Source organism: Rothia sp. HMSC068E02 (assembly GCF_001813565.1).
GTDB lineage: Bacteria > Actinomycetota > Actinomycetes > Actinomycetales > Micrococcaceae > Rothia.
The window spans coordinates 446,952-472,309 of the sequence record NZ_KV812882.1 but is presented as its reverse complement, the minus strand read 5'-3'; the positions used below and the strand labels follow the sequence as shown (position 1 = coordinate 472,309).

Here is a 25,358-nt window from a genome sequence, read left to right as displayed (position 1 = left end):
GGCGCGAGGATGTGCCCCGGCTATTTTGAGAAGACATACGCAAAGGAGTAACGATGTCTCTGTCTCTGTCTATTCACAGCACCGACCTTGAAGCGCTCGAAGCTGACGTTCTGGTTCTGGGCGTTTTGAAGGGTTCGGACGGTGCGTACCTGGCGCCGAGCTCCCTGTCTGAGGACTCTGTTGAGGGTATTAACGAGCTGCTGGAGGCGCTGGGCGCCTCGGGTGCCCCCGATCAGCTGCTGCGTCTGCCCGGCCTTGAGGACACCGGTGCCGGCATTGTGGCGCTGGCAGGTCTGGGCTCTGATACTGCTGAGGGTCAGGAGCGTCTGGACGCTCTGCGTTACGCGGCTGGTTCTGCGGCTCGTCAGCTGGTTGGTTCTGCTGAGGAGATTGCTTTCGATTTCGGTGTTTCTTCGGTAGAGGAAATTGAGGCTATTGCTCACGGCGCCGTGCTGGGTAACTTCGTTGAGGAGGGCCTGCGCGGCAAGACTCAGGACTCGATTAAGGAAGAGATCGATTCCATTCTGATTGTTTCCTCGATTGACCAGGAAGAGGCTGAGGAGGCTCTGGTTCACGCCCTGGTTCTGGGTGAGACCGCTAAGGATGCTCGCCGCCTGGTGAACCTGCCTCCGTCGCACCTGTACCCGGAGACTTTCGCTGAGTTCGCTGCTGAGGTCGCTGAGGATTACGCAAATATTGAGATTGAGCTGTTCCACCACGATCGCCTGGCTGAGGAGGGCTTCGGCGGCATTTCCGGTGTTGGTCAGGGTTCGCCTCGCAAGCCGGTTCTTGCCGTTGTGAAGTACACCCCGGAGAACCCGAAGGCTCACGTTGCTCTGGTCGGTAAGGGCATTACTTTCGATACCGGTGGTAACTCGCTGAAGCCTGCCGCTTCGATGATGACCATGAAGTGCGATATGGCGGGTGCCGCATCCGTGCTGAACGCTGTGGTTGCTTCTGCTGAGCTGGATGTGCCGGTTGCTGTGACCGGTTACCTGTGCCTGGCTGAGAACATGCCCGGTGGTCACGCACTGCGCCCGGAAGACATTATCACCATGCGTGATGGCCGTACCGTTGAGGTGCTGAATACTGACGCTGAGGGCCGCCTGGTCATGGCTGATGGTATTGCTCTGGCTTCTGAGTCGAACCCGGACGTCATCTTGGATATCGCTACCTTGACCGGTGCCGCTATGGCTGCTCTGGGTCTGCGCACCGCGGCTCTGCTCGGTGACGAGGAGATTCGTGACCGTGTGATTGCAGCCGGTGCTGCTGCGGGTGAGGCGTACTGGCCGATGCCGCTGGAGTCCTACCTGCGTAAGAGCCTGGAGTCCCCCGTTGCTGACATTAAGAACATTGGTTCCCGCTACGGTGGCGCGCTGACTGCGGGCCTGTTCCTGAAGGAGTTCGTGGGCGAGGGCATCCCCTGGGCTCACCTGGATATTGCGGGCCCCGCGTTCAATGAGGAGTCCCCGTACGGCTTCACCCCGAAGGAAGGTACCGGCTTCGGTACCGCTACCCTGGTGAACTTCATCGAGTCGTACGCTAAGTAGTCTGCTTGGCTGGGCGCGCGCCCTAACTGGAGCATCCTAACTGGTGCCCCTTATCTGGTGTGCGGCCGCATAGCATAGAGCATAGAGCTGATCTGAGGAGGGCTTTCCGGTACTTCTACCGGGGAGCCCTCCTCTGCGTCTTTTCGAGGGTGCGTTCTGTACGACCGCTGCGGTGGGGCTGTTATCTGGCTGTTCTATGACGCGTGCCTTTTCTTGAGTTGTGAAAAATTTGCGGTGTTTGGGCGATTAATCGGCTAAAACCGCCCTGAGTGAACTTAAACGACCTTCAACGGGGGTATTGTTGTATTAAGTGTTTTTCTGCGTACGCGGAGGGGCGCGCGACTTTTCGAGCTCGCGGGCCTTTCGCGCATGCTGAGGAACCTACCAATAAATTGGTAAAGAACTCATTGCAGGGGTCTTTAGCCCCCACAACTATGCAAGGGAGCAATATCGTGGCTCAAGAATTCGACATCCTCATCCTCGGCGGCGGTTCCGCTGGCTACTCTGCAGCTATTCGCGCACGCCAGCTAGGCTTCACCGTCGGCCTGATCGAGAAGGAAAAGGTCGGCGGCACCTGCCTGCACACTGGCTGTATCCCCACCAAGGCGTACCTGCACGCTGCTGAGCTGGCAGAAGAGGCACGCGAGGCGTCCAAGGTTGGCGTTAACGCTGTGCTGCAGTCCATCGAAATGGGCAAGGTTCGCGATTACAAGGACGGCATCGTCTCCGGTAAGTTCAAGGGTCTTGCAGGCCTGCTGAAGATGAAGGGCGTAGAGGTTATCCCCGGCGAGGGTAAGCTGACCGCTCAGGACACCATCACCGTCGGTGGTGTTGAGTACAAGGGTAAGAACATTATCCTGGCATCCGGCTCGGTCTCCAAGACCTTCGGTCTGCCCATTGAGGGTCGCGTTCTGACCTCCACCGAGGCACTGGAGATGGACTACCTGCCCAAGAGCGCTATCGTGCTCGGTGGCGGCGTGATTGGTTGCGAGTTCGCATCCATGTGGAACGCTATGGGCGTTGACGTCACCATCATCGAGGGCCTGCCGAACCTGGTTCCCAACGAGGACCCGGCTATCATCAAGGTTCTGGAGCGTGCGTTCAAGAAGCGCGGCATCAAGTTCAACACCGGCACCCTCTTCGAGAAGGTTGAGCAGGACGCTAACGGTGCTAAGGTCACTCTGGCTGACGGCAAGGTCTTCGAGGCAGAGATCGTTCTGGTTGCTGTTGGTCGTGGCCCGAACACTGCAAACATGGGCTACGAGGAGCAGGGCATCCCCATGGATCGCGGCTTCGTCCTGGCTAACGAGCGTCTGCACACCGGTGTGGGCAACATCTACGCTGTTGGCGACATCGTCCCCGGCGTTCAGCTGGCTCACCGCGGTTACCAGCAGGGTATCTTCGTTGCTGAGGAAATCGCTGGCCTGAACCCCACCGTTGTTGAGGACATCAACATCCCCAAGGTCACCTTCTGTGACCCGGAGATTGCTTCCGTTGGTTACTCCGAGCCCAAGGCTAAGGAGAAGTTCGGCGCTGAGAACGTTGAGACCGCTGAGTACAACCTGGCTGGTAACGGCAAGTCCGCTATCCTCGGTGCTACCGGTATCGTGAAGGTTGTCCGCCAGAAGGACGGCCCCATCGTTGGTGTTCACGCTATTGGTAAGCGCATGGGTGAGCAGATTGGTGAGGCTCAGATGTGGGTTGCTTGGGAAGCATTCCCCGAGGACGTCGCTAAGTTCGTCCACGCACACCCGACTCAGAACGAGTCCCTGGGTGAGGCTGCAATGGTCCTGAACGGCACCCCGCTGCACAGCGCATAAATTTTGCTGACTGGCGTTAGCGCGTCAGCTTAGTATTGACGACCGTTGGTCGTTAGCGGTTGCCGGGCGTGTCCGCTGAACAACGCCCCTATCTGGATGCGCGTCGACGTGCTTTGACGCATACGGCGCGCATCCGGGTCGCCGCTCACATTTTTCTAGTTCAAGCATTCACAAGGAGAACGGGAAAGATTATGTCCCACACCGTAGTACTGCCCGCACTGGGCGAGTCCGTGACCGAGGGTACCGTTACCCGCTGGCTCGTTGAGGTCGGCGACACCATTGAGGTTGACGCACCCCTGGTTGAGGTTTCCACCGACAAGGTTGACACCGAGGTTCCCTCCCCCGTAGCAGGCGTTGTTGAGCAGATTCTCGTCCCCGAGGACGAGGACGTCGAGGTTGGCGCTGCTCTGGCTATCATTGGCGACGGTTCCGGCGCTGCTGCTCCGGCTGCTCCCGCAGCTGCTGAGGCTCCCGCAGCTCCCGCTCCGGTTGCTGAGGCTCCCGCTGCACCCGCTGCTGCTCAGGCTGCTCCCGCAGCTGCTGCTGCAGGCATCGAGGTCGTACTGCCCGCACTGGGCGAGTCCGTCACCGAGGGCACCGTTACCCGCTGGCTGAAGGAAGTTGGCGAGCAGGTTGAGGTTGACGAGCCCCTGGTTGAGGTTTCCACCGACAAGGTTGACACCGAGGTTCCCTCCCCCGTAGCAGGTACCCTGCTCGAGATCCGCATCCCCGAGGATGAGGACGCAGAGGTTGGCCAGGTTCTGGCTATCATCGGCGACGCTTCCGCTGCTGCTGCACCGGCTGCTCCCGCTCCGGTTGCTGAGGCTCCCGCAGCTCCTGCAGCACCCGCTGCTGCTCCGGCTGCACCCGCAGCTCCTGCAGCTCCTGCAGCTCCCGCTGCACCTGCCGCTCCGGCAGCTGCTGAGGGCGAAGCATACGTGACCCCGCTGGTCCGTAAGCTCGCTAAGGACAACGGCATCGACCTGTCCACCGTCAAGGGCACCGGTGTTGGTGGCCGCATCCGCAAGCAGGATGTTCAGGCTGCTATCGCTGCTAAGGGTTCCGCTGCTCCCGCCGCTGCTGCTCCCGCTGCAGCTGCTGCTCCGGCTGCTGGTTCCGCAAAGGCACCGCACACCTTCGAGGTTTCCCCCAAGCGTGGCACCGTCGAGAAGACCGCACGTATCCGCCAGGTTATTGCAAAGCGTATGCGTGAGTCCCTGGACATCTCCACCCAGCTGACCCAGGTCACCGAGGTTGACGTGACCCGCATCGTTCAGCTGCGTGCAAAGGCTAAGGACGGCTTCGCTGCTCGTGAGGGCGCTAAGCTGACCTTCCTGCCCTTCTTCGTCCAGGCATCCGCTGAGGCTCTGCAGCAGCACCCCGCTCTGAACGCTTCCATGACCGAAGACTACAAGCAGATCACTTACCACGGCTCCGAGAACATCGCTATTGCTGTGGACACCCCCAAGGGTCTGCTGGTTCCCGTCATCAAGAACGCTTCTGACCTGGGCATTGCTGGCCTGGCAAAGGCTATTGGCGACCTGGGTGGCCGCGCACGCACCGGCGACATCTCCCCCGAGGAGCTGTCGGGTTCGACCTTCACCATCACCAACATTGGTTCCTTCGGTGCACTGTTCGACACCCCGATCATCAACCAGCCGAACGTTGCAATCCTCGGTACCGGTTCCATCGTGAAGCGCCCCATGGTTGTTAAGGATGTTGACGGTAACGACGTTATCGCTATCCGCTCCATGTGCTACCTGTCCCTCACCTACGATCACCGCGTGGTCGACGGTGCGGACGCTGGTCGCTTCCTGCACACCCTCAAGACCCGCCTGGAGGAGGCAAACTTCGAGTCTGAGCTGGGTCTCTAAGACACCTGCATAGATTCAAGGAAGTTTCCTTGTGGCGGTGCCCTGATGGGTAACCGAGCGTAGCTCTCCGGGTTTTCCCGGACGGTGAGCAAAAAGGCGGCGGTTCCATCCACTTCGGTGGGTGGGGCCGCCGCCTTTTGTTGTGTCCGCGTTTCTACGGTGTCAGTTACGCGGCGTCAGCTGCATGGTGTCAGTTACGCGGCGTCAGCTATGCCGGTACGGGTTCGGCGCGGGCTATCTCCCAGCCTTTCTCACCGCGGTGCAGGTCGAAGATGACTTTCTGGCGGGTGACGCCGTTTTCTTCGCTGAGTTTACGGGCATCCTGCTCAGTTTTATCGGCGCGGTAGCCGGGTGCGGAGACTACCGCCATAACGCGGATGTTCTCGCTGTCGCGGCTGAGTTCTTCGGCGGTGTCGACAGTGAGCTCTGCGCCGCCTCGGGCACGGCGTTCTTGGTTTCGCTGGTCGATCAGGGCTCGTAGAATCTGATCGCCCTGAGCGCTTTTATCCTGTGCGGCTGTATCCTGCGCGCTCTGATCCTGTGTTTCCGTGCCGCCGGGCTCATGCTCCCCCGCTGCGTTCACAGATTGAGCGGATACGGGCTGCGCCGTTGCCGGGGCGTTCTGCCCGTAGAGGGTGAACCCGAGAGGCAGCGCAATAGCCCCCAGTGCGAGCGCGGCGAGTCCCAGGCGTGCAGCCAGTCCCAGGCGCGCGGAGGGGCGGGCGAAAGCACCGCGTAGCACCGTCAGGCGGGATGTGCCCGTCGCATCTGCGTTCTTTAGAGCGGGCGGCGCAGTCTTTGCGAAGCTTGCCGTGGGGCTCACAGTGGGGCTCAACGGCTTAGAACCTGCGGTAGCTGCGCGCCCCGATTTCTTCACGCCCGGCTTCTTCACGCGAGGCAGATGCTCTGCCAGGTAGCGTTGAGCCTTCTGCGCCTTTGAGAGCTTCTGTACCGGCGCGGGCTCCACAGCTGCGGGAATGAGGGCGCGGGCTCGTTCTGAACAGCTCAGGTAGACGTTGAGCGGGCGAGGCGGCACCTCCTCCGCCAGGGCGACCACGGAGCTGAGCCCTGCGAGCGCCGCCTCCTGGGCAGGTGCGTCCAGCAGGTATTCGAGGGCTCTGCCGAGGCGCTCAATCCACTCGCTACTGGGCGCCCCATTGGTTGCAATACCGCCCGCTCCCATGCGCTGTGAATCCATGCGCAGTGAGAGGGGTACGCGGGCGGTGGAGGGTTCCGGCGCGTGCCCGCAGGCGGCTTGCCAGAGCAGGGCTGCTGCGGAGCGTGCGTAGTTGCCCCGAGCGGCGGTGAGCTGTTCCGTATCTTGAGGGGCCGCTTCACGGTAGACAGCGTCAGGTAGCAGGAGTTTGGGCACTCCGGCGGCGCTCAGAGCGATGTATTCGGCGCTTAGTTCGGCGCGCCCCTCCCCCACCTTTTTGAGGCTGCCGAGCGCCCGGTGCAGGGTGCGTGCCAGGGTCATGAGCTCGGCGGGTGTCAGGGCGCGAGCGCGCAGGAGCTTGTCAAGGGTGCCCGCATCGAGGGGCTCGTACCAGAGGCACAGCTGATCGGCGCTATCGGCGCTCTCACTAGTAACGGCGTGGAGCTTGGCGAGTCCGGGCGCGTTACGTAGAGCGGCGGCTACCTGCGGGGTCTGGACGTGCCTCTGGGCGGATGCATCCGTATTTTCCTCGAATCCGTACCCGTTGGCTGCCGCGCGCAGAGTGGGCGCGGCGGGAGCCAGCTGGGTGGAGGGAGCTACAGGGGTGGAGGGAGCAGGCGGGGCAGGCTGAGAAATGGTGCGCAGGGTGTAGCGTCCGGGGTGCGCGGAGGGTACGGAACGTACGGCGGGTGCGCTCTCGGTGGGTGCACTTGCGGTGGTTTCGCCCCGGTACTCGACAATCTGCAGGGTGGGTAGAGCCGGGTTGGCGATGCTTTCCAGAACGTGTGCTTCTTTGCTTCTCATACCATCATGTTATCAAATTACATCAAACAATATCTTTAAGCACACTAAAACAGTTCAAATACCCCAAAGAACCCCAAAGGTGAATTCAGGCATTTATCTGCTTATTCGCCCTTCCTCCCATTGAGCATACCCTCACGTAATATTCCGACGTGTTCGCTCATCACGTGATTCAGGGCGCCCTAATTTTCTTCCCTCCACCAGCAGTACTAAGGTAGAAAGTATGTCTGTGACGATTGAACGCGTGGGCTTCGCCCCGAACTATGTGAACTATGTTGAGTGCCTGGACGAGCAGTACCGCATCCACGATGAGGTGGCTAACCGCACCCGCCAGAATACGATTCTTCTGCTTGAGCACGAGGCAGTGATTACTGCCGGTAAACGCACCGAAGACCACGAGTACCCCGCAGACAAGTCCACCCCCGTCGTCAAGATTGACCGCGGCGGCAAGCTGACCTGGCACGGCCCCGGCCAGCTGACCGGCTACCCGATTCTGCGCCTGCCCGAGCCCATTGACGTGGTGGCGTATGTGCGCATTATCGAGGAAATCATCATTAACGTCCTTGCCGGTCTGGGCATTAAGGGTGAGCGCGTTGAGGGCCGTAGCGGCGTGTGGATTCTGGGCAACGGCATCACCCAGGACAAGAAGATCGCGGCACTGGGCATGCGCGTTTCCCGTAACACCACCATGCACGGCTTTGCGATTAACTGCTGCAACGACACCGCACCCTTCCAGCAGTTCATTCCCTGCGGCATTAGCGATGCGGGTGTTACCACTATTTCGGAGCAGCTGGGCCGCACCGTCACCCCCGCCGATATTTTGGAGCCGCTGGAGGCGGAGCTTCTGAAGTACCAGGACCGCCTGGCGGAGTCTTTCGAGCCCATTGCGGCGCAGGACTAAACGCAGGGTTAGACGCAGTCAAGAAGCATCGAACGGGCCGTACACGTAACGCGTCCGGCTTTGTTCGTCATATACGAAAATCAGTTTCACCTACGCCTGAGCGGGCGTAAAATAGAAGATGGCCCACCTGCACAGAGGGCACATCTAGACCAAGGAGAAGACTTTTGAGCACCGCACCTGAAGGACGCAAGCTACTGCGTGTGGAGGCCCGCAACGCTGAGGTTCCCATTGAGAAGAAGCCTCACTGGATTAAGACCAAGGCTATTGTTGGCCCCGAATACAACGAGATGCGCGAGCTGGCTCGCGGTCAGGGCCTGCACACCGTGTGTGAAGAGGCAGGCTGCCCCAATATTTACGAATGCTGGGAAGACCGTGAGGCAACCTACCTGATTGGTGGTTCCGAGTGCACCCGCCGTTGCGACTTCTGCAATATTGCGACCGGTAAGCCCGTTGCTGTTGACTACGCTGAGCCGTTCAAGGTTGCTAAGAACGTGAAGGTCATGGGTCTGCGTTACGCAACCGTGACCGGTGTTGCTCGTGACGATCTGGAAGACGGCGGTGCGTGGCTGTACGCAGAGACCACCCGCCAGATTCACAAGATGTGCCCGAACACCGGCGTTGAGATGCTCGTCCCCGACTTCAAGGGTGTTCCCGAGCATGTTCAGAAGGTGATTGACGCTAAGCCTGAGGTTTTCGCGCACAACCTGGAGACCGTCCCCCGTATCTTCCGTCAGATTCGCCCGGCGTTCCGTTACGAGCGTTCCCTGGATGTTATTACCCAGGCTAAGGAAGGTGGCATGGTCACCAAGTCCAACCTGATTCTGGGTATGGGCGAGACCGACGAGGAGATTTACGAGGCGCTGTGCGATCTGCACGATGCTGGTTGTGACATCATTACCCTCACCCAGTACCTGCGCCCCGGCCCGCTCTTCCACCCGATTGAGCGTTGGGTGAAGCCGCAGCAGTTCGTGGATTTTGCGAACATGGCTGAGGAGATTGGTTTCGCTGGCGTTATGGCGGGCCCGATGGTTCGTTCTTCGTACCGTGCAGGTCGCCTGTGGGCTCGTGCAATGCGTAAGAACGGCTACCCGATCCCTGAGAACCTTGCCCACATTGAGGGTGAGGGTGCAGCCCTGCAGGAAGCCTCCTCCCTGGTGGCTGCGGGCTACTAAGCCTTTTCAGAATCTTTCTGAGAGCGTTGAGGCTCCTCGAACCCGGTGTTCGTCCGGTGTTCGGGGAGCCTCCCCTTATGCCCCGCCCCTTGTGCGGGTAGGGTAAACTAGAAAAATTGCAGGCATACACTGCATCGTTACGTCACTATGGTTCCGTGAGCGTTTGAGGCGCTTCTCGGGGCCGCGGAAGAACCAGCCGAGGAAGAATCGTGGCAGATAAGCGCGAAGAGAAGAAAAAGAAGAAGGAACGCACTCCGGGCACTTTCGCCCAGATGAAGCAGGTCTACCAGATGACCAAGAAGTCCGACCCGAATATCGGTTGGATTCTGAGTCTGTCGGCTCTGGGTACCCTTTTGGTTTTCCTCCTCATCGGTATTGCCCTGGGTAACTGGATTACTTTCCTGATTCTGGGTCTGGGCGTTGCCGCTATTGTGGCGATGCTTCTGCTGGGTCGCCGCGCGCAGACTGCGGCTTTTGCTCAGATTGAGAACCAGCCCGGTCGTAGTGGTGCAGCGATGAACTCGGTGCGCCGCGGTTGGATTGTTGAGGAGCAGCCCGTTGCTGCGAACCGCAACCAGGATCTGGTGTTCCGTGCGCTGGGCCGTCCCGGTATTGTGCTGGTGACCGAGGGCCCTCACAGCCGCGTGAACTCGCTGGTGAACACTGAGAAGAAGCACCTGGCTCGTGTGGCTCCCGGTGTGCCGGTTCATGTGATTGAGACCGGTCACGATGAGGGTCAGGTTGAGCTCAAGGACGTTGTGAAGACTATGAACAAGCTTCCGAAGGCTCTGACTCAGCAGGAGATGCAGGTTGTTTCTGGTCGCCTGAGCACTCTGAACACTATGCGTAACCCGATGAATGGCCTGCCTAAGGGTGTTGACCCGATGCGTGCTCGTCCTGACCGTCGTGCGATGCGCGGCCGCTAAGCGAGGCGCTGATATAGGTTTTGAAGGCTCCGGCTCTTCCCGTGCGGGGAGGGCCGGAGCCTTTTGTGTCTGTGCCTTTTGTGTCGGGGCCTTTTTGCGCCCGGTTATTGCTCTGTTGCCGGCATTTCTGTTGGCGCTGCTGCTGGCATTGATATTGGCTTTATTAGAGGGCGGTAGCGCGGCGCTGTGTGTCGTAAGACAACCAAGATGTAACTCCTTTCCAGGATTTGTAACATTACCGAAACACGATAGTCACGCACGCGCAAAAAATAACCACTATGCTTGATATGTCACAGGGTTTTGCCCGCGGCCAAAAACTAAACCAAAGACTGAATGTGATGAGGGAAGATACCCTCCTGCACCGTCAGTCGAACAAGGAGCAGTCCTCATGTTTACCAGCCCCCAGGAAGTTCTCGACTTTATCAAGAACGAAGAAGTAGTCTTCGTTGATATCCGATTCACCGACATGCCCGGCGTGCAGCAGCACTTCAACCTGCCCGCTAAGGCGATTGATGACGATTTCTTCGTCAACGGCCAGCTTTTTGATGGCTCCTCCATTCGCGGCTTCCAGGGCATTGCAGAGTCCGACATGCAGCTGATTCCCGACGTTCAGTCCGCGTACGTTGACCCCTTCCGCATTGAGAAGACCCTGGTCATCATCTGCTCCATCGTGAACCCCCGCACCGGCGAGCCCTACCACCGTGACCCCCGCGGTGTCGCTGAGCGTGCCGAGGCGTACCTGCAGTCCACCGGCATTGCAGACACCGCATTCTTCGCATCCGAGGCTGAATTCTTCGTCTTCGAGGACGTCCGCTACCAGGTCGAGCCGAACTCCGTGTTCTACAAGATCGACTCCGATGAGGCACCCTGGAACACCGGCCGGAAGGAAGAGGGCGGCAACCTGGGCAACAAGACCCCCGTCAAGGGCGGCTACTTCCCCGTCTCCCCCGTCGACAAGCAGGCTGACCTGCGTGACGCAATGTGCGTAGCAATGGACGAGGTTGGCCTTGAGGTTGAGCGTAGCCACCACGAGGTGGGCGCAGCCGGCCAGGCAGAAATCAACTACAAGTTCGACACCCTCACCAAGGCTGCTGACGACCTGCTGAAATTCAAGTACGTCATCAAGGGCACCGCAGACGCATGGGGCAAGTCCGTAACCTTCATGCCTAAGCCCGTGTTCGGTGACAATGGCTCCGGTATGCACTGCCACCAGTCGCTGTGGCAGGACGGCGAGCCTCTCTTCTACGATGAGCGCGGCTACGCTAACCTCTCTGACACCGCACGCTGGTACATTGGCGGTCTGATTGAGCACTCCTCTGCTGTTCTGGCATTCACCAACCCGACCGTGAACTCTTACAAGCGTCTGGTTCCCGGCTACGAGGCTCCCATCAACATGGTGTACTCGCAGGGTAACCGTTCCGCCGGTATCCGCATCCCGATTACCGGCACCAACCCGAAGGCTAAGCGCCTGGAGTTCCGCGCACCGGACCCCTCCGCTAACCCCTACTTCGCGTTCGCTGCTCAGCTGATGGCTGGTCTGGACGGTATCCGTAACCGCATCGAGCCGCCGGCACCGATCGATAAGGACCTGTACGAGCTGCCCGCCGAAGAGGCTAAGGACATCAAGAAGGCTCCGGCTAACCTGGAGGAAGCTCTGGCGGCTCTGGAGGCTGACCACGACTTCCTGCTCGAGGGCGGCGTCTTCACCGAGGACCTGATTCAGGCTTGGATTGACTACAAGCGTAAGAACGAGCTGGAGCCGCTCTCGCTGGTTCCGCACCCGCTTGAGTACCAGCTGTACTACGGCGTCTAATCTTTCTTCCTGAACGGTGCCCCTTGTAGGGGGTGCGTTCTGGAGAACAGGCAACGGCCTATATGTTCCTCTGGGAACGTATGGGTCGTTGTTGTGTGCTCGGGCATATCTCTACGGATTTCTATCTTGCTGTAGCACTTTTGGCGACAGTACGTGTCCAATATTTTTCTGCTTCGTTGAGCCTCGTGTATCTTAGTTGCGCTTAGAGCGGCTCTAAGGGCTAAGCTGTTGGTGCTGGCGTTCCCTCCCTTTTTGTCGTGCAACCGGAGGGAATGCCAGTCTATTTTTATGCCCTTGTGCAGTTGACTGCTTTCAGCACTCTAGAGGCCACATCATAAGATGTTGTACCCGCTAGTCCCGGGGTTCTTCCTGCACGGGCGTACAATGAAAGTGCGTGCGCCCGGCCTGCGTCACCTACGAATTCCTAGAGAAACGACATCACACGCCGTGTTCTCCCCGACGCCCTTCCCCTTTTTAGCATCAGTTAGGGCGAGTATCGCCGATGACCGACCGACCCGTCTGACGCCGCATCCACTGTAACGAGGAGAAATCTCATGGCATATCAGCCGACCATCCTAAACGGTGAAACTGTTTTCCGTAACGAAGTTTTTCAGACCGGCCTCATGTCCCAGCTGCTGGACGGCATCTACGATGGCGAGATGACCATCGGTGAGCTCCTGAGCCACGGCAACTTCGGTGTGGGTACCTTCAACGGCCTCGACGGCGAAATGGTCGTCCTCGACGGCGTCTGCTACCAGGTGCGCCACGACGGCTCCGTATCCCTGCCCGACCTGCGCCAGCAGACCCCCTACGCCGTGGTCACCAACTTCGTGCCCATGATTAAGCGCGAACTACCGCATAACCTACTCCGTAAGTCTGCCTCGCAGATTCTGGATGACTTCACCGTCTCCAAGAACTACATGTACGCCATCAAGATTTACGGCGAGTTCGAATGGGTCCGCACCCGCACCGTCATCAAGCAGGAGAAGCCCTACCCGAAGATGGTTGCGGCCACCGAGAACGAGGACATTGTCCAGTTCGATAACGTGACCGGCACGATTGTTGGCTTCCGCACCCCGATCTACGAGCAGGGCATCTCGGTGCCCGGCTGCCACGCCCACTTTATCGATGATGAGCGCGTTCAGGGCGGCCACGTGGTCGACTTCAAGCTGCGCTCGGCAAAGGTCGAGATTTGCCCCGGTACCGGCCTGCAGCTGCACCTGCCGCTGACCCCCGAGTTCTCCTCCGCTAACCTCTCCCCCGAGGACCTGGCTGAGCAGATCTCCAAGGCTGAAAAGCACTAAGCTTCTTTCCCGCCGGAACATAGCAACGGGATATAGCAACGAAGGAGCCGCCCTCTACAAATCTGTAGAGGGCGGCTCCTTCGTGTTTATACGCGCTGTAAACGGCGCTTACGCCTCGGGCACGAACTCGCCGTGGCCGCGCTCGCGCAGGGCGGCACGCACCTTCTCAGCGGCCGCATCCAGCTCTTCGGCGGTCGCATCCTTCTTCGCGTTAGCGGGATCGTAGTCAGCCATGCCGTCAGCCGGGAACAGGTGGATGTGGGTGTGCGGAACGTCGAAGCCCGCAATCATCAGAGCCACACGGTCCTTATCAAACGCCTGATCCAGGGCACCAGAAATCTTGTGCGCCACAGCGAACAGGTGCGCTGCCAGCTCAGCCGGCAGGTCGGGCCAACGGTCGACCTCAGCGCGGGGAACGAGCAGCAGGTGACCTTCCGACAGAGGCATGATGTCCATGAACGCCACGCATTGATCGTCCTTCCAGACGAAACGACCCGGGATTTCGCCATCAATAATCTTGGTAAAAATTGTGCTCACAATACTCTCCTTCATGCGCCGTCATCGGCGCGTTTGAAGCTCAACGGTCAGGCTTACGCCTCAACCTCAATACTCTCACCGGGGTTCAGGTGCTTCAGCTCAGTGCCGTACTTCGCACCGAAGTTCGTCACCAGGCCTTCAATAATGCCGGTGCCATTCTGATTAATCATGCCGTTGTGAATCGGAACCACACGCTGCGCGCCGGTCGCAATCACAAAATCGATGACTTCCTGAACCTTCGACCAGGGGGCGTGAATCGGCACCAGGACGGTATTTGCACGCACGCGGTGAGGAACCACCAGCGAGTCACCCGGGTGGTACACGGCACCGTTAATCAGGTAACCAACGTTAGCGATGGTCTGAATCAGCGGGTGAATCAGGGCGTGCTGACCGCCGTAGGTCTTCACCTCAAAACCGGGGATGCTGAACTCAGAATCAGAGGAAACAACGGTAACCTCGGCAGCAGGCACAGCCTCCTTGATGACCTGGGCTACAGCCTCGGGAGCCCAAATCTTCAACGGGTTCTGCGACTCGGCGCGCTGAGCAATCAGCGGCAGCACCGACGGGCCATCAAAATGGTCCGGATGCGCGTGAGTCACGAACAGGTAATCGGCGCCTTCCAGCGCGGTGGCGTGTTCGCCTTCTGCGGCAAAGTTGCCGGGGTCAAGAACGAGGGTGCGCCCCTCATTCTCAAGGCGGATACATGAGTGGGTGTACTTCGTCATCTTCATAGTTTTAGTCTACCGCGAACCTCCGCACCTACCCCGAGGCGGCTTCAACTTTTGAGATAAAGCGCAAATCAACCACCTTTTGAACGCCTCTGGTGTAAAGTCGTAAGACAAGATCAACCACACAATGAGGCGAATTTCCGTCCCGAAAGGTTCAGCAATGGACACTCATATTCCCGTACGGAGAATTACGAAGCCCGCCGAAGCCCGAAATACCCGCCAGCGTCGCATCATCAAGGCGACCATGGAAGAGCTCGGCGATTTCATCTCAGCACAGGATCTGCACCTGACCCTCGCGAACCGCAAGGAACAGGTCTCTCTCGCAACCACCTACCGCGTGCTGCAGTCGCTGGCTAACGCCGGTGAGCTCGACTCGGTCAAGGGCGTTGAGGGTGAGACCCTGTACCGCCACTGCCGGGTGAAAGATCACCACCACCACCTGCTCTGCCGCCGATGCGGCACCGCCATTGAGCTAGAAGCACCCGCCCTCGAGGACTGGGCACTGGCTATGGGTAAGCAGCACGGCTTCTCGGAGCTGGAGCACGTGGTTGAAGTGACCGGTTACTGCCCGGACTGCACTTTGGCACGTCGCGAGGAAGAATCGCAGGGCGGCGCTGCACGCTAACGTTGCAGGCTAAGCCGCAACCTCTAAGCCCCTCATTCTGAGGAGCTCTCCCCCACCGGGGAAAACCTTCTCAACGAAGGATACGGCGCCTTCAAAGATTTTCGACGCCGCTACAGCACGACACACAGGGCATCAGGACAAGGCAACACAACGCCACACAGGTTGAGCCCGCATTGCGCACCGGGTACATGACCCGTAGCGCTAACACAGCACGACAACGAAAGAGCCCCACCTCATTCCCGAGGTGGGGCTCTTTCTATAGGTCTTATGCCTTCTCAGCCAGCTGGCGGCCCGACGCGCTATGGCGGCGCTTCACGCCACCAATCACACGGCACACCACGTAAATCAGGAAGGAAATACTGGTCACGTAGGGGCTAATCGGCAGCGAACCGGCAAGAGCCAGCAGAATACCGCCCACAATAGACGCCTCCGCAAACAGCACCGACAGAATCAGGGTGCGTACCGGAGATGCCGTTACCTGCATCGCCGCAGCCGCCGGAGTAATCAGCAGCGCCAGCACCAGCAGCGAACCGACCACCTGCACCGACAGCGCCACAGCAATACCCAGAATCACCATGAACACCAGGGACAGGAAGCGCATCGGCACGCCCTTAGCGCGCGCGACCTCCGGGTCCAGGGAAGCAAAGCTCAGCGGACGCCACACCATCACCAGCAGGGAAATAATAACCACCGCACCAATAATCATGGTGTGCAGCTGGTCGGCATCCACGGACACGATCTGACCGGTCAGCAGACCAAACTTATTCGCGCTACGGCCCTGGTACAGGGAGAGGAAGAGAATACCCAAGCCCAAGCCGAACGGCATGAGCGCACCAATGACCGAGTTCGAATTGCTCGCCTTAGAGCCCAGAAAGGCAATCAGCAGAGCCGAGGCAATCGAACCGACCATGGAGCCGGTCACCACGTCATAGCCGAGCAACAGGGCAAGGGCGGCACCCGCGAAAGACATTTCAGAGACGCCGTGCACCGCAAAGGCATGGTCGCGCATCATCACAAAAATACCGACGAAACCACCGATAAGGCCCAGAACAGCGCCAGCAAAAATGGAGTTCTGCAGCATCTGCAGCAGCTCGCCGTAGCGGTCAAAAACGAAGATACGGGAGAGCAAATCATTCTGCGCGGCGGCAACCGGTGCCAGAGCGGGGAGGGAAGCAAGAATGGTCATCGTGTGGTTCCTCCCGGAAGGTGTAGAGTGCGCTGCGGTTCGGAGAGACCAGACTTCAGGTGGGAACCGTGAATGTTCTGGTCGGTGCCCTCAATATGGCAGTGGTCGCTGGCGTGAGTCTCACCCACCACCACGTAACGGCCATTAGACTTGAGCACGCTCACCGGGGTTCCGTACAGGGAGGTGAGAGTCTCACTGGTCATGACCTCTTCCACCGAGCCGACAGTGAAACGACCGTTTGCCAGGTAGAGCACACGATCCACATGCTCAATGATGGGGTTGATTTCATGGGTCACGAACACCACCGCCACGCCGCGTTCACGGTTGAACCGGTGAATCAGCTCAGCCACCGCGTACTGGTGGTTGAGGTCCAGGGAGAGTAGCGCCTCGTCAGCCAGCAGAATCTTCGGGTCGTTCGCGAGCGCCTGGGCGATACGCAGGCGCTGCTGCTCACCGCCGGAGAGCAGCCCCACCGGCACATTTGCGTATTCGGTCGCGCCGACGGCTTCGAGGAGTTCGTCAACCTTGGCGCGGTATTTGCGGCCGTGCAGGCGGATGCCCCAGCGGTGCCCGTCCACGCCAAGTCCCACGAGGTCGCGGGCGCGCATCGGGGTGGAGGTGGGGATGGACTTCTGCTGCGGTACGTAGCCGACGCCGGCGTTGCCCAGACGTGCGGGTTTGCCGAGCACAGAGATGTCTCCGGCGTTGAGTCCGGTCAGGCCGAGAACGACTTTGAGGAAGGTGGACTTGCCGGAGCCGTTGGGTCCGAGCACAGCGAAGTATTCGCCTGCGCCAATGTCGAGGGTTAGATCTTTCCAGAGGGTGCGGGCCCCGAAAGCGAGGCTACCCCCGCGAATGGAAATCGCGGGGGCGGCACCGTTATTGTTGTCAGTCACTTAGGAGAGCGCCTTTTCGAGGTTGCTGACGTTGGTCTTCATCCATGCCAGGTAGTTGGTGTTTTCCGGCAGGGTTTCGGTGAAGGATACGTAGTTCACCGAGGCGTCCTTAGCTGCCTGCAGCACCTCGTTGGTCTGGGAGGTGGAGGTCTGCTCGTTGTAGGCGAGTAGCTGGACCTTCTTCTCGGTGACCATGTCCTTGGTTTCCTTCAGGACGAGTGCGGGGACGTCGTTGCCGGCTTCTGCCGCCTCAGCGAATTCGCTGGGGGTTGCGTTCTCTGCGCCGGTGGAGGAAATCAGGTAGTCCGGCACGGGCTCGGTGGACAGGTACTTCTTACCTTCACCGGCGATTGCCTTGGCGGTGGTGTCCAGTGCGTCCAGTTCCTTGGAGAAGGTGGATGCGTTGGTGCGGAACGTCTCAGCGTGTGCGGAGTCGAGGCCTGCGAGCTCTTCAGCGATCTTCTGGGCGACCTTCTTCATGGTTTCGAAGTCGTACCAGAGGTGCTCGTTGAACTCGTGTGCGTGGGCGTGGTCGCCGCCGTCTTCGTGGTGTTCGCCGCCGCGGTGGTCCTCGACCAGGTGGGTGTATTCGGCGTCGGTGAGCTTGCCGCTGACCTTGACCGCGTTCACGATCTTCTGGGAGGCGTTGTCCTTGCCGGCGAGGTCTTCGAGGAACAGGTCGTAGCCTGCGCCGTTGATGACGATCAGGGAAGCGTCCTTTGCCTTGAGGCGGTCGGCGCTGGTGGCTTCGTAGGAGTGGGGGTCGGTGCTGGTGGAGGCGATGAGTGCGGTGACCTCAATGTAGTCGCCGCCGACCTGCTTGGCGATGTCTGCGTAGACGTCGGTGGAGGCGACGACCTTCACCTTGCCATTGTTGGAGCCAGCCGAGGAGGACGAACCGGAGGAGGTGCTGTTCTCGGTTGCGCAGCCTGCCAGTAGCAGGGAGGACGCGGCGAGTGAGCCCATTGCGGTGAGGAAGTGCTTGCGGGTGATCTTCGGGTGCGACATGAGGGCTCTCTTTCGGTTCGTTCTAGTCTGTAGGTTCCTTAACTACATCATGCGCACACCCGTATAAACAACTCTTTATTGTTGTCATTTGGGTGCTGTTAGGCAACCCTTTTCCCTGTTAGTAGCTTATGCAACAGGGATAGTTAGCTCAGCCTACTGCGCTCCCCCACCGCTACTTTATACTGCCGCTTCATCCCGCCGCCTGAGACCACCCCTTGGGAGCACCCATAAGCCGTTTTTGACCGCAAAACAGCCCGCCCCGCGCCCTCCTTGACGAGGGCGCCGGGCGGACTGTGCGTTCAAAGATTCTCCCGTTTTATTCGGGATATCTCACGATGCGGTTACTGTGCTTCATGCGGCTACTGGGCTTCGCGCGCCTGCTGGCGGCGTAGACGCTCACGCACCGCATCCTGGGTGGTGTCGTTGATTTCGCCGACGAGCTCCTCCAGCACGTCTTCGAGGAAGACCACGCCGAGGGTTACGCCTTGTTCATCCATAACCTGCGCGATATGGGTTCGACTGCGCTGCATGGAGGCGAGCGCGTCGTCAATATCGGTGGTCGGGGTGAGCGTGTCCAGGGAACGCAGCTTGTACCAGGGGAAGGGCTCCTCGAACCGCTCGGGGGCGATGGCGAGGGCATCCTTCACGTGCAGGTAGCCCATGTAGGTTCCGTCGCTGTCGGTAATGACGAAGCGGGAGTAGCCGCTGCGTGCCACAGCGCGTTCCAGTTCGGCGGGGGTGCTGCCGAAGGGCAGGGTGACGAGCTTATCGCCGGGCACCATGATTTCGTAGACGTCCTTCTCGGTGAATTCGAGGGCGCTTTCAATCACGCCGGCGTCGTCTTCCACGGTGCCTTCCGCGGTTGAGGTTGCCACGATGGTCTGCAGCTCGCCCAGGGTGAAGGTGGAGGCGACTTCGTCCTTCGCTTCGACCTTCATGAGCGCCAGCAGCTTATTGGACAGGTTGTTCAGCAGGGCGACCACGGGGGCGAAAATCTTGGAGATGGTCACCAGGGGCGGCACAATCCAGAGAGCCACGCCGCGGGCGGCGAGGGTCACGGCTGCGTTCTTGGGAACCATCTCGCCGAAAATCACGTGCAAGTAGGTGACCAGAATCAGGGTGATACCGAAGGCGATTACGTCCACGATCGCGTGGGGCAGGCCGACCAGGTGCAGGGGCACCTCCAGCATGTGGTGCAGTGCCGGTTCTGAGACGTTCAGAATCAGCAGCGAGCAGATGGTGATGCCCAGCTGGCAGGTGGCGAGCATGAGCGAGACGTTTTCTAGCGCGTAGATGACGGTCTGCGCTCGCTTGTTGCCTTCTTCGGCGAGCGGTTCGATTTGTGCTCGTCGGGTGGACATGATGGCGAATTCACCGGCGACGAAGAAGGCGTTTCCGGCGAGCAGGATGACGAGCAGTGCGATGGCTACCCAGTCGTTCATGCGTTGCCTCCCTTCTCGGTCTGTTCCTGTGCACTAGTGGCGGGCGTGGGGGTGAATCGGATGCGGTCCACGCGGCGGCCTTCAAGGGTGTCAACGCGCAGGGTGCCGCCGGGTACGGGGACGCTGTCGCCTACTTCGGGGATGCGTCCGAGCCGTTCCATCATGAAGCCGCCGACGGTTTCGTATTCGGGGCTTTCCTCAACCTCAAGCCCGGGGATGAGGGTGTTGATTTCGTCGGGGCGGCGCAGGCCGGAGAACACCCAGTCGCCGTTGCCGTAGCGTAGGGGACGTTCGGTGCGGCCGCGGTCGTGTTCGTCGGAGACTTCGCCGACGATTTCTTCGACGAGGTCTTCGAGGGTTGCGATGCCGGCGGTTCCGCCGTATTCGTCGAGGACCACGGCGAGCTGCAGGGCGCCCTGGCGTAGCTGGGTGAGTAGCGCATCCAGGTGCAGGGTTTCGGGAACCTGTAGCACGTCTTCTGCGAGGGCGCCGGCTTCGAGGGTTTCGCGAACCTCCGGGGGCACGCCGACTGCCTTTTTCACGTGTACGACGCCCACGATGTTGTCGTGGTCGCTCTTGTAGAGCGGGAATCGGGAGTGGCCGGTGGAGCGTGCCAGCTTGATGACTTCGGCAACGGGGGCGGTGTCTTCGAGCATGGCGACCTGGCCGCGCGGGGTCATGACTTCGGAGGCGGTCAGCTCGGAGAAGCGCAGGGTGCGGTCCACGAAGCGTGCCGCGTCGGAGTCGAGGGTGCCTTCTTCTGCGGAGCGGCGCACCATGGAGGAGAGCTCTTCGGGGGTGCGTGCGGCGGAGAGTTCTTCTTTGGCTTCCATGCCGAAGCGTCCGAGGATCCAGTTGGCGGAGCCGTTCATGATGCGCACGAGCGGGGACATGACGCGGGTGAAGGCGAGCTGCGCGGGGGCGACTCGACGCGCCACATCGTAGGGTTCGGCGATAGCGAGGCCCTTGGGCAGCAGCTCGCCGACGACCATGGAGAGCAGGGTCGCGATGAGCATCGCCAGCACCAGGGTGAATACGTCGGTCACGCTGGTGGGCAGACCCAAGCTGCTGATGGCGCCGGTGGTGAGCGCCTTGATGGCAGCGTCGAGGGTGTAACCGGTCAGCAGCGTGGTGATGGTGATGCCGATCTGGCAGCTGGAGAGCTGAGTAGAGAGCGTCTTGAGGCAGCGCAGGACGGCGTCGGCTGCTTTATCGCCGGAGTCCTTTGCCTGCTGCACGGTGGCGGTTTCGAGCGCCACGAGTGAGAACTCTACAGCAACGAAGAAGCCCGTTCCCAGGATGAGCAGCAGGCCGATGAGCAGGAGGATTAGATCCACTCAGCCACCGCCTCCATCGACTGGTGTGCTGCGCCTTGGGCTTGGCGGGGTAGCCCCGCAGCCAGGCTGTCCAGATGCTGAGCATCGGAGGTGGTGTTTTTGGGTGTTACAGTGCCGTGTTGTGCAGAGTACGCGGGCAGTATTCTGCGCTGGCTAGTAGTCAGAGTCTTACTCAAAGGGTCATCCATACCCCATATTTTAGCGAAGGTTTCGTCTCTTCCCAGTGCTGTAGAGTGCCTGCTCACAAGCACAAGACAGCACTTGTTGCACACGCGGCTCATTGCTAATCCGTAAGAGTGAAAAATTGCATTGCGGATATGGCGCGATGAGCTGGAAAGTTCACCGTGCTTCTCTTTACACTTATACATAGGAGCATGAGTGTGCCGCCATGCAAGCGGATGAACCCCGACGTTCACGGCACGCTAGGCAGGTTTGTACGGTGCACACCCCGCACATACAGCCACCATCTTAGGCGATGCGCACATGCTCAGCGTGATGATTCGCCCCTCGAAGACGCGGGTCGTCTATGCCGGGGAGAGTCCCGGACGCGACGGATAAATTCACACTAATTGGAAGAGGCGTTTAACGTGCCAAATCTGCCAGAACATCTGGTGCCTGAGGAATTTGCCGGTAACGAATGGTTCGTTGAAGAACAGTACGAGCGTTACCAGAAGGACAAGAACCTCGTGGACCCTTCATGGTGGCCCATTTTTGAGACCATCGACAAGGCGCTGGGAGGCGCCGGTACCGCTAGTGCAGCTCCTGCTGCGGCACCCGCCGCACCGGCTGCACCTGCCGCACCTGTAGCAACTCCCGCCCCCGCGGCACCGAAGCCTGCGGCTGCGCCTGCTAACCCCACCCCTCCCGCTGCTACCAAGAAGGCTGAACCTGTGGAACCTGCTGAAGACAAGATTGTCCCCCTCCGCGGCCCTGCTAAGGCAGTTGTCACGACCATGGAAGAGTCGCTGACTGTCCCCACCGCAACCACCGTTCGTGCGGTCCCCGCAAAGCTGCTCATTGAGAACCGTGCTGCCATCAACAAGTACCTGGCAAGCACCCGCGGCGGCAAGGTCTCCTTCACCCACCTGATTGGTTACGCAGTAATTCGCGCAGTGGCAGCGATGCCTTCGATGAACGTGACCTACGGTGTGGACGAGAAGGGCAAGCCCGTTGCAATCCACAACGCACACGTGAACTTTGGTCTGGCTATTGACCTGCCCCGCCCCGATGGTTCCCGTAACCTGGTCGTTCCGAACCTCAAGGGTGCTGAGCAGCTGAGCTTCCGCGAGTTCTGGGATGCGTACAACGACATCGTTAAGCGTGGCCGTAACGGCGCGCTGACCATTGAGGACTTCCGCGGCACCACTGTTTCGCTGACCAACCCCGGTGGTATTGGTACCGTCCACTCGGTGCCCCGCCTCTCCAAGGGCCAGGCAGCCATCATCGGTGTGGGTGCGCTGGAGTACCCGGCTGAGTTCCGTGGTCTGTCCGAGAAGCTCATCACCCAGCAGGGTCTGTCCAAGATCATCACCCTGACCAGCACTTACGACCACCGCGTCATTCAGGGTGCAGGTTCCGGTGAGTTCCTGAAGCTGGTTGAGCACTACCTGCTCGGCGGCGACGACTTCTACGACGCAATCTTCCGCGACCTGAAGGTTCCTTTCGAGCCGGTTCGTTGGGCACGCGACAACCACGTCGATGACGCTCACGAGATTTCCAAGGTTGCACGTATCCAGCAGCTGATTCACGCGTACCGCGTGCACGGCCACCTGACCGCAGCAACCAACCCCGTTGGTTACAAGATGCGTTCGCACCCGGACCTGAAGCTGGAGAACTACGGCCTGACCCTGTGGGATCTGGACCGCGTCTACCCGACCGGTGGCTTCGGCGGTTCCGAGCGTCTGCCGCTGCGCACCATCCTGGAGCGCCTGCACGAGGCATACTCCGGCTCTCTGTCCGTTGAGTACATGTACTCTGAGGACCCCGAGGTTCGCGCATGGTTCCAGGAGCGCCTGGAGCGCGGCGTTGCTAAGCCCACCCGCGAGGAGCAGCTGCGTGTTCTCTCCAAGCTGGTTGAGGCTGAGGCATTCGAGAACTTCCTGCAGACCAAGTACCTGGGTCAGAAGCGTTTCTCCCTGGAGGGCGGCGAGTCCCTGATTCCGCTGCTGGACGCTGTTCTGGACAAGGCAGCTAACAACGACCTGAAGGGCGTTGCCATTGGTATGGCACACCGCGGTCGCCTGAACGTGCTGACCAACATTGCTGGTAAGTCCTACGCTCAGATTTTCCGTGAGTTCTCCGGCACCGCAGCACCCTACGAGGGTGGCTCCGGTGACGTGAAGTACCACCTCGGTACCGAGGGTGTCTTCACCTCCGATTCCGGTAAGCAGACCCAGGTTTACGTGGCTGCTAACCCCTCGCACCTTGAGGCTGCAAACACCGTGCTCGAGGGTATCGTCCGCGCTAAGCAGGACGTCTACCGCGAGCAGGGCGTTGAGGGCCACCCGGTTCTGCCGATCCTGATTCACGGTGACGCAGCGTTCGCTGGCCAGGGTATCGTCATGGAGACCCTGCAGATGGCTGACCTGAAGGCGTACACCACCGGCGGCACCGTGCACGTTGTGGTGAACAACCAGATTGGCTTCACCACCCTGCCGAACGACGGCCGCACCGCAACCCACGCTACCGACATTGCGCGCATGACTAAGGCTCCGGTCTTCCACGTCAACGCTGATGACCCGGACGCAGTGGTTCGCGCCGCACGCCTGGCATTCGAGTACCGTGAGCGCTTCGGTCGCGACGTTGTCATTGACCTGATTTGCTACCGCCGCCGCGGTCACAACGAGGCTGACGATCCGTCGATGACCCAGCCGAAGATGTACCAGGATATTGACGTCCTGCCCTCGACCCGCACCCTGTACGCACAGGACCTGGTCGGTCGCGGCGATGTCTCTCAGGAAGAGGCAGACGAAGTTCTGGACTCCTACCACTCGAAGCTGGACGCTATCTTCGTCGAGACTCAGTCTTCGGCACCGGCTCCTGCTGGCGCGCACGTTTCCGGTCTGGAACTGCCCGCATCCCAGCAGAACACCGAGGTCGTTCACGGCGGTAAGACTGCAATTTCCCGTGAGACTCTGCAGCACATCGCTGATGCGTTCGGTAAGGAGCCCGAGGGCTTCACCGTCCACAAGAAGCTGAAGAAGCTCATGGAGCAGCGCGTTGAGATGGGCCGCACCGGCAACGTGAACTGGGGTATGGGTGAACTGCTCGCCTTCGGTTCGCTGCTGATGGAGGGCACCGACGTTCGTATGAGCGGTCAGGATGTTCAGCGCGGTACCTTCGTTCAGCGTCACGCTGTTCTGCACGACCACATCACTGATGAAGAGTGGTCGCCGCTGGAGCACCTCTCTGAGGACCAGGGCAAGTTCCGTATCTACAACTCCTTCCTCTCTGAGTACGGCGTTCTCGGCTTCGAGTACGGCTACTCGGTGGAGCGCCCCGACTCGCTCGTGGTGTGGGAGGCTCAGTTCGGTGACTTCGCAAACGGCGCTCAGACCATCATTGATGAGTTCGTGTCTTCCTCCGAGCAGAAGTGGGGCCAGCGCTCCTCGCTGGTTATGCTGCTTCCTCACGGCTACGAGGGTCAGGGTCCTGACCACTCCTCGGCTCGTGTTGAGCGTTACCTGCAGCTGTGCGCTGAGAACAACATGACTGTTGCATGCCCCTCGACCCCGGCTTCGCACTTCCACCTGTTGCGTCGCCACTCTCAGCACCGTCCGTACAAGCCGCTCGTGGTGATCAGCCCCAAGCAGCTGCTGCGTCTGAAGGCTGCTGCGTCCTCCATCGAGGACTTCACCGAGGGTTCGTTCCAGCCGGTGATTGGTGACCGTTCGGGTATCAACCCGGCTCAGGTTGAGCGTGTGGTCTTCGTATCCGGTCGTCTCTACTACGATCTGGAAGCTGAGCGCGAGCGCCGCGGCGACACCAAGACCGCTATTGTCTCGGTGGAGCAGCTGTACCCGCTACCCGAGCAGGAGATCAAGGAGCAGCTGGCTCTGTACTCGAACGCTACCGACATTGTGTGGGCTCAGGACGAGCCTGCTAACCAGGGTCAGTGGCCGTTCATGGCTCTCAACCTGCAGCCGCTGCTCGACCGCCGCATGCGCCTGGCTTCCCGCCCCGCAGCTGCTTCCCCGGCTGCCGGTACCGGTAAGCTGCACGCAGCTGAGGCTGAGGCTCTGCTCAAGCAGGTCTTCGAAGGCTAAGGTCTTCGAAGGCTAAG

General features: G+C 60.1%; 19 protein-coding genes. 10 read left to right on the top strand and 9 right to left on the bottom strand.

The features are described 5' to 3' along the window. Positions 1 to 53 precede the first annotated feature (53 nt). The 3 genes from HMPREF2919_RS03640 to sucB all read left to right on the top strand — a co-directional run bounded on the left by HMPREF2919_RS03640 (position 54) and on the right by sucB (position 5,244). Positions 54 to 1,550: a leucyl aminopeptidase gene (locus tag HMPREF2919_RS03640; protein WP_070666256.1), complete on the top strand. Its 1,497-nt coding sequence runs from the start codon at positions 54 to 56 to the stop codon at positions 1,548 to 1,550. 434 nt (positions 1,551 to 1,984) lie between these two features. Beyond that, positions 1,985 to 3,370 carry a dihydrolipoyl dehydrogenase gene (lpdA, locus tag HMPREF2919_RS03635; protein WP_070666253.1) on the top strand — a complete coding sequence of 462 codons (1,386 nt, stop codon included), beginning with the start codon at positions 1,985 to 1,987 and terminating at the stop codon, positions 3,368 to 3,370. 191 nt (positions 3,371 to 3,561) lie between these two features. Continuing rightward, positions 3,562 to 5,244 carry a 2-oxoglutarate dehydrogenase, E2 component, dihydrolipoamide succinyltransferase gene (sucB, locus tag HMPREF2919_RS03630; RefSeq protein WP_070666251.1) on the top strand — a complete coding sequence of 561 codons (1,683 nt, stop codon included), beginning with the start codon at positions 3,562 to 3,564 and terminating at the stop codon, positions 5,242 to 5,244. Between the two features lie 208 nt (positions 5,245 to 5,452). Here sucB and HMPREF2919_RS03625 read toward each other — a convergent pair whose 3' ends face one another. Further along, positions 5,453 to 7,204, bottom strand: coding sequence for a peptidase (locus HMPREF2919_RS03625; RefSeq protein WP_070666248.1), 1,752 nt, complete (start codon positions 7,202 to 7,204; stop codon positions 5,453 to 5,455). 139 nt (positions 7,205 to 7,343) lie between these two features. On the opposite strand from HMPREF2919_RS03625, the gene lipB reads away from it, so the two are divergent. The 5 genes from lipB (at position 7,344) to budA (ending at position 13,317) form a co-directional block, all read left to right on the top strand. After that, entirely contained in the window at positions 7,344 to 8,102 is a 759-nt protein-coding gene (gene lipB / locus HMPREF2919_RS03620; protein ID WP_256370608.1) for a lipoyl(octanoyl) transferase LipB, read from the top strand. A 164-nt stretch (positions 8,103 to 8,266) separates the two neighbouring features. Beyond that, positions 8,267 to 9,274, top strand: coding sequence for a lipoyl synthase (gene lipA, locus HMPREF2919_RS03615; RefSeq protein ID WP_049347251.1), 1,008 nt, complete (start codon positions 8,267 to 8,269; stop codon positions 9,272 to 9,274). 209 nt (positions 9,275 to 9,483) lie between these two features. After that, positions 9,484 to 10,200: a DUF4191 domain-containing protein gene (locus HMPREF2919_RS03610; protein ID WP_005505470.1), complete on the top strand. Its 717-nt coding sequence runs from the start codon at positions 9,484 to 9,486 to the stop codon at positions 10,198 to 10,200. Positions 10,201 to 10,588: 388 nt separating this feature from the next. Continuing rightward, the gene (gene glnA, locus HMPREF2919_RS03605; protein ID WP_005508615.1) at positions 10,589 to 12,013 is read left to right on the top strand and encodes a type I glutamate--ammonia ligase; all 1,425 of its coding nucleotides are present in this window, start codon (positions 10,589 to 10,591) and stop codon (positions 12,011 to 12,013) included. A 554-nt stretch (positions 12,014 to 12,567) separates the two neighbouring features. Further along, a complete protein-coding gene (gene budA / locus HMPREF2919_RS03600; RefSeq protein ID WP_005505457.1) occupies positions 12,568 to 13,317 on the top strand; it encodes an acetolactate decarboxylase in 750 nt (249 codons plus the stop codon). Positions 13,318 to 13,425: 108 nt separating this feature from the next. On the opposite strand, the gene HMPREF2919_RS03595 is transcribed toward budA, so the two are convergent. Together HMPREF2919_RS03595 and HMPREF2919_RS03590 are read right to left on the bottom strand one after the other, a co-directional pair. Beyond that, a complete protein-coding gene (locus HMPREF2919_RS03595) occupies positions 13,426 to 13,854 on the bottom strand; it encodes an HIT family protein (RefSeq protein WP_070634775.1) in 429 nt (142 codons plus the stop codon). A gap of 53 nt (positions 13,855 to 13,907) precedes the next feature. Next, positions 13,908 to 14,585 carry an MBL fold metallo-hydrolase gene (locus HMPREF2919_RS03590; RefSeq protein ID WP_049349528.1) on the bottom strand — a complete coding sequence of 226 codons (678 nt, stop codon included), beginning with the start codon at positions 14,583 to 14,585 and terminating at the stop codon, positions 13,908 to 13,910. 157 nt (positions 14,586 to 14,742) lie between these two features. Between HMPREF2919_RS03590 and HMPREF2919_RS03585 the strand changes: the two genes are divergently transcribed. Beyond that, on the top strand, positions 14,743 to 15,207 hold the full coding sequence (locus HMPREF2919_RS03585; protein WP_005505454.1) for a Fur family transcriptional regulator: 465 nt from the start codon (positions 14,743 to 14,745) through the stop codon (positions 15,205 to 15,207). A gap of 265 nt (positions 15,208 to 15,472) precedes the next feature. Here HMPREF2919_RS03585 and HMPREF2919_RS03580 read toward each other — a convergent pair whose 3' ends face one another. The 6 genes from HMPREF2919_RS03580 to HMPREF2919_RS09120 all read right to left on the bottom strand — a co-directional run bounded on the left by HMPREF2919_RS03580 (position 15,473) and on the right by HMPREF2919_RS09120 (position 21,252). After that, positions 15,473 to 16,393, bottom strand: coding sequence for a metal ABC transporter permease (locus HMPREF2919_RS03580; RefSeq protein ID WP_005505453.1), 921 nt, complete (start codon positions 16,391 to 16,393; stop codon positions 15,473 to 15,475). After that, on the bottom strand, positions 16,390 to 17,289 hold the full coding sequence (locus HMPREF2919_RS03575) for a metal ABC transporter ATP-binding protein (RefSeq protein ID WP_005505452.1): 900 nt from the start codon (positions 17,287 to 17,289) through the stop codon (positions 16,390 to 16,392). The genes HMPREF2919_RS03580 and HMPREF2919_RS03575 overlap by 4 nt, the downstream gene beginning before the upstream one ends. Then, on the bottom strand, positions 17,290 to 18,297 hold the full coding sequence (locus tag HMPREF2919_RS03570) for a metal ABC transporter solute-binding protein, Zn/Mn family (RefSeq protein WP_005505451.1): 1,008 nt from the start codon (positions 18,295 to 18,297) through the stop codon (positions 17,290 to 17,292). 359 nt (positions 18,298 to 18,656) lie between these two features. Next, a complete protein-coding gene (locus HMPREF2919_RS03565) occupies positions 18,657 to 19,739 on the bottom strand; it encodes a hemolysin family protein (RefSeq protein ID WP_049349526.1) in 1,083 nt (360 codons plus the stop codon). Beyond that, positions 19,736 to 21,076 carry a hemolysin family protein gene (locus HMPREF2919_RS03560; protein WP_070666246.1) on the bottom strand — a complete coding sequence of 447 codons (1,341 nt, stop codon included), beginning with the start codon at positions 21,074 to 21,076 and terminating at the stop codon, positions 19,736 to 19,738. The genes HMPREF2919_RS03565 and HMPREF2919_RS03560 overlap by 4 nt, the downstream gene beginning before the upstream one ends. Further along, positions 21,067 to 21,252 (bottom strand): hypothetical protein, encoded by a 186-nt coding sequence (locus HMPREF2919_RS09120; RefSeq protein WP_141747370.1) that lies wholly within the window; start codon positions 21,250 to 21,252, stop codon positions 21,067 to 21,069. Before HMPREF2919_RS09120 ends, HMPREF2919_RS03560 begins: the two co-directional genes overlap by 10 nt. A 411-nt stretch (positions 21,253 to 21,663) precedes the next feature. Between HMPREF2919_RS09120 and HMPREF2919_RS03550 the strand changes: the two genes are divergently transcribed. Beyond that, the gene (locus HMPREF2919_RS03550; protein ID WP_070666777.1) at positions 21,664 to 25,341 is read left to right on the top strand and encodes a multifunctional oxoglutarate decarboxylase/oxoglutarate dehydrogenase thiamine pyrophosphate-binding subunit/dihydrolipoyllysine-residue succinyltransferase subunit; all 3,678 of its coding nucleotides are present in this window, start codon (positions 21,664 to 21,666) and stop codon (positions 25,339 to 25,341) included. The last annotated feature ends 17 nt before the right edge of the window (positions 25,342 to 25,358 follow it).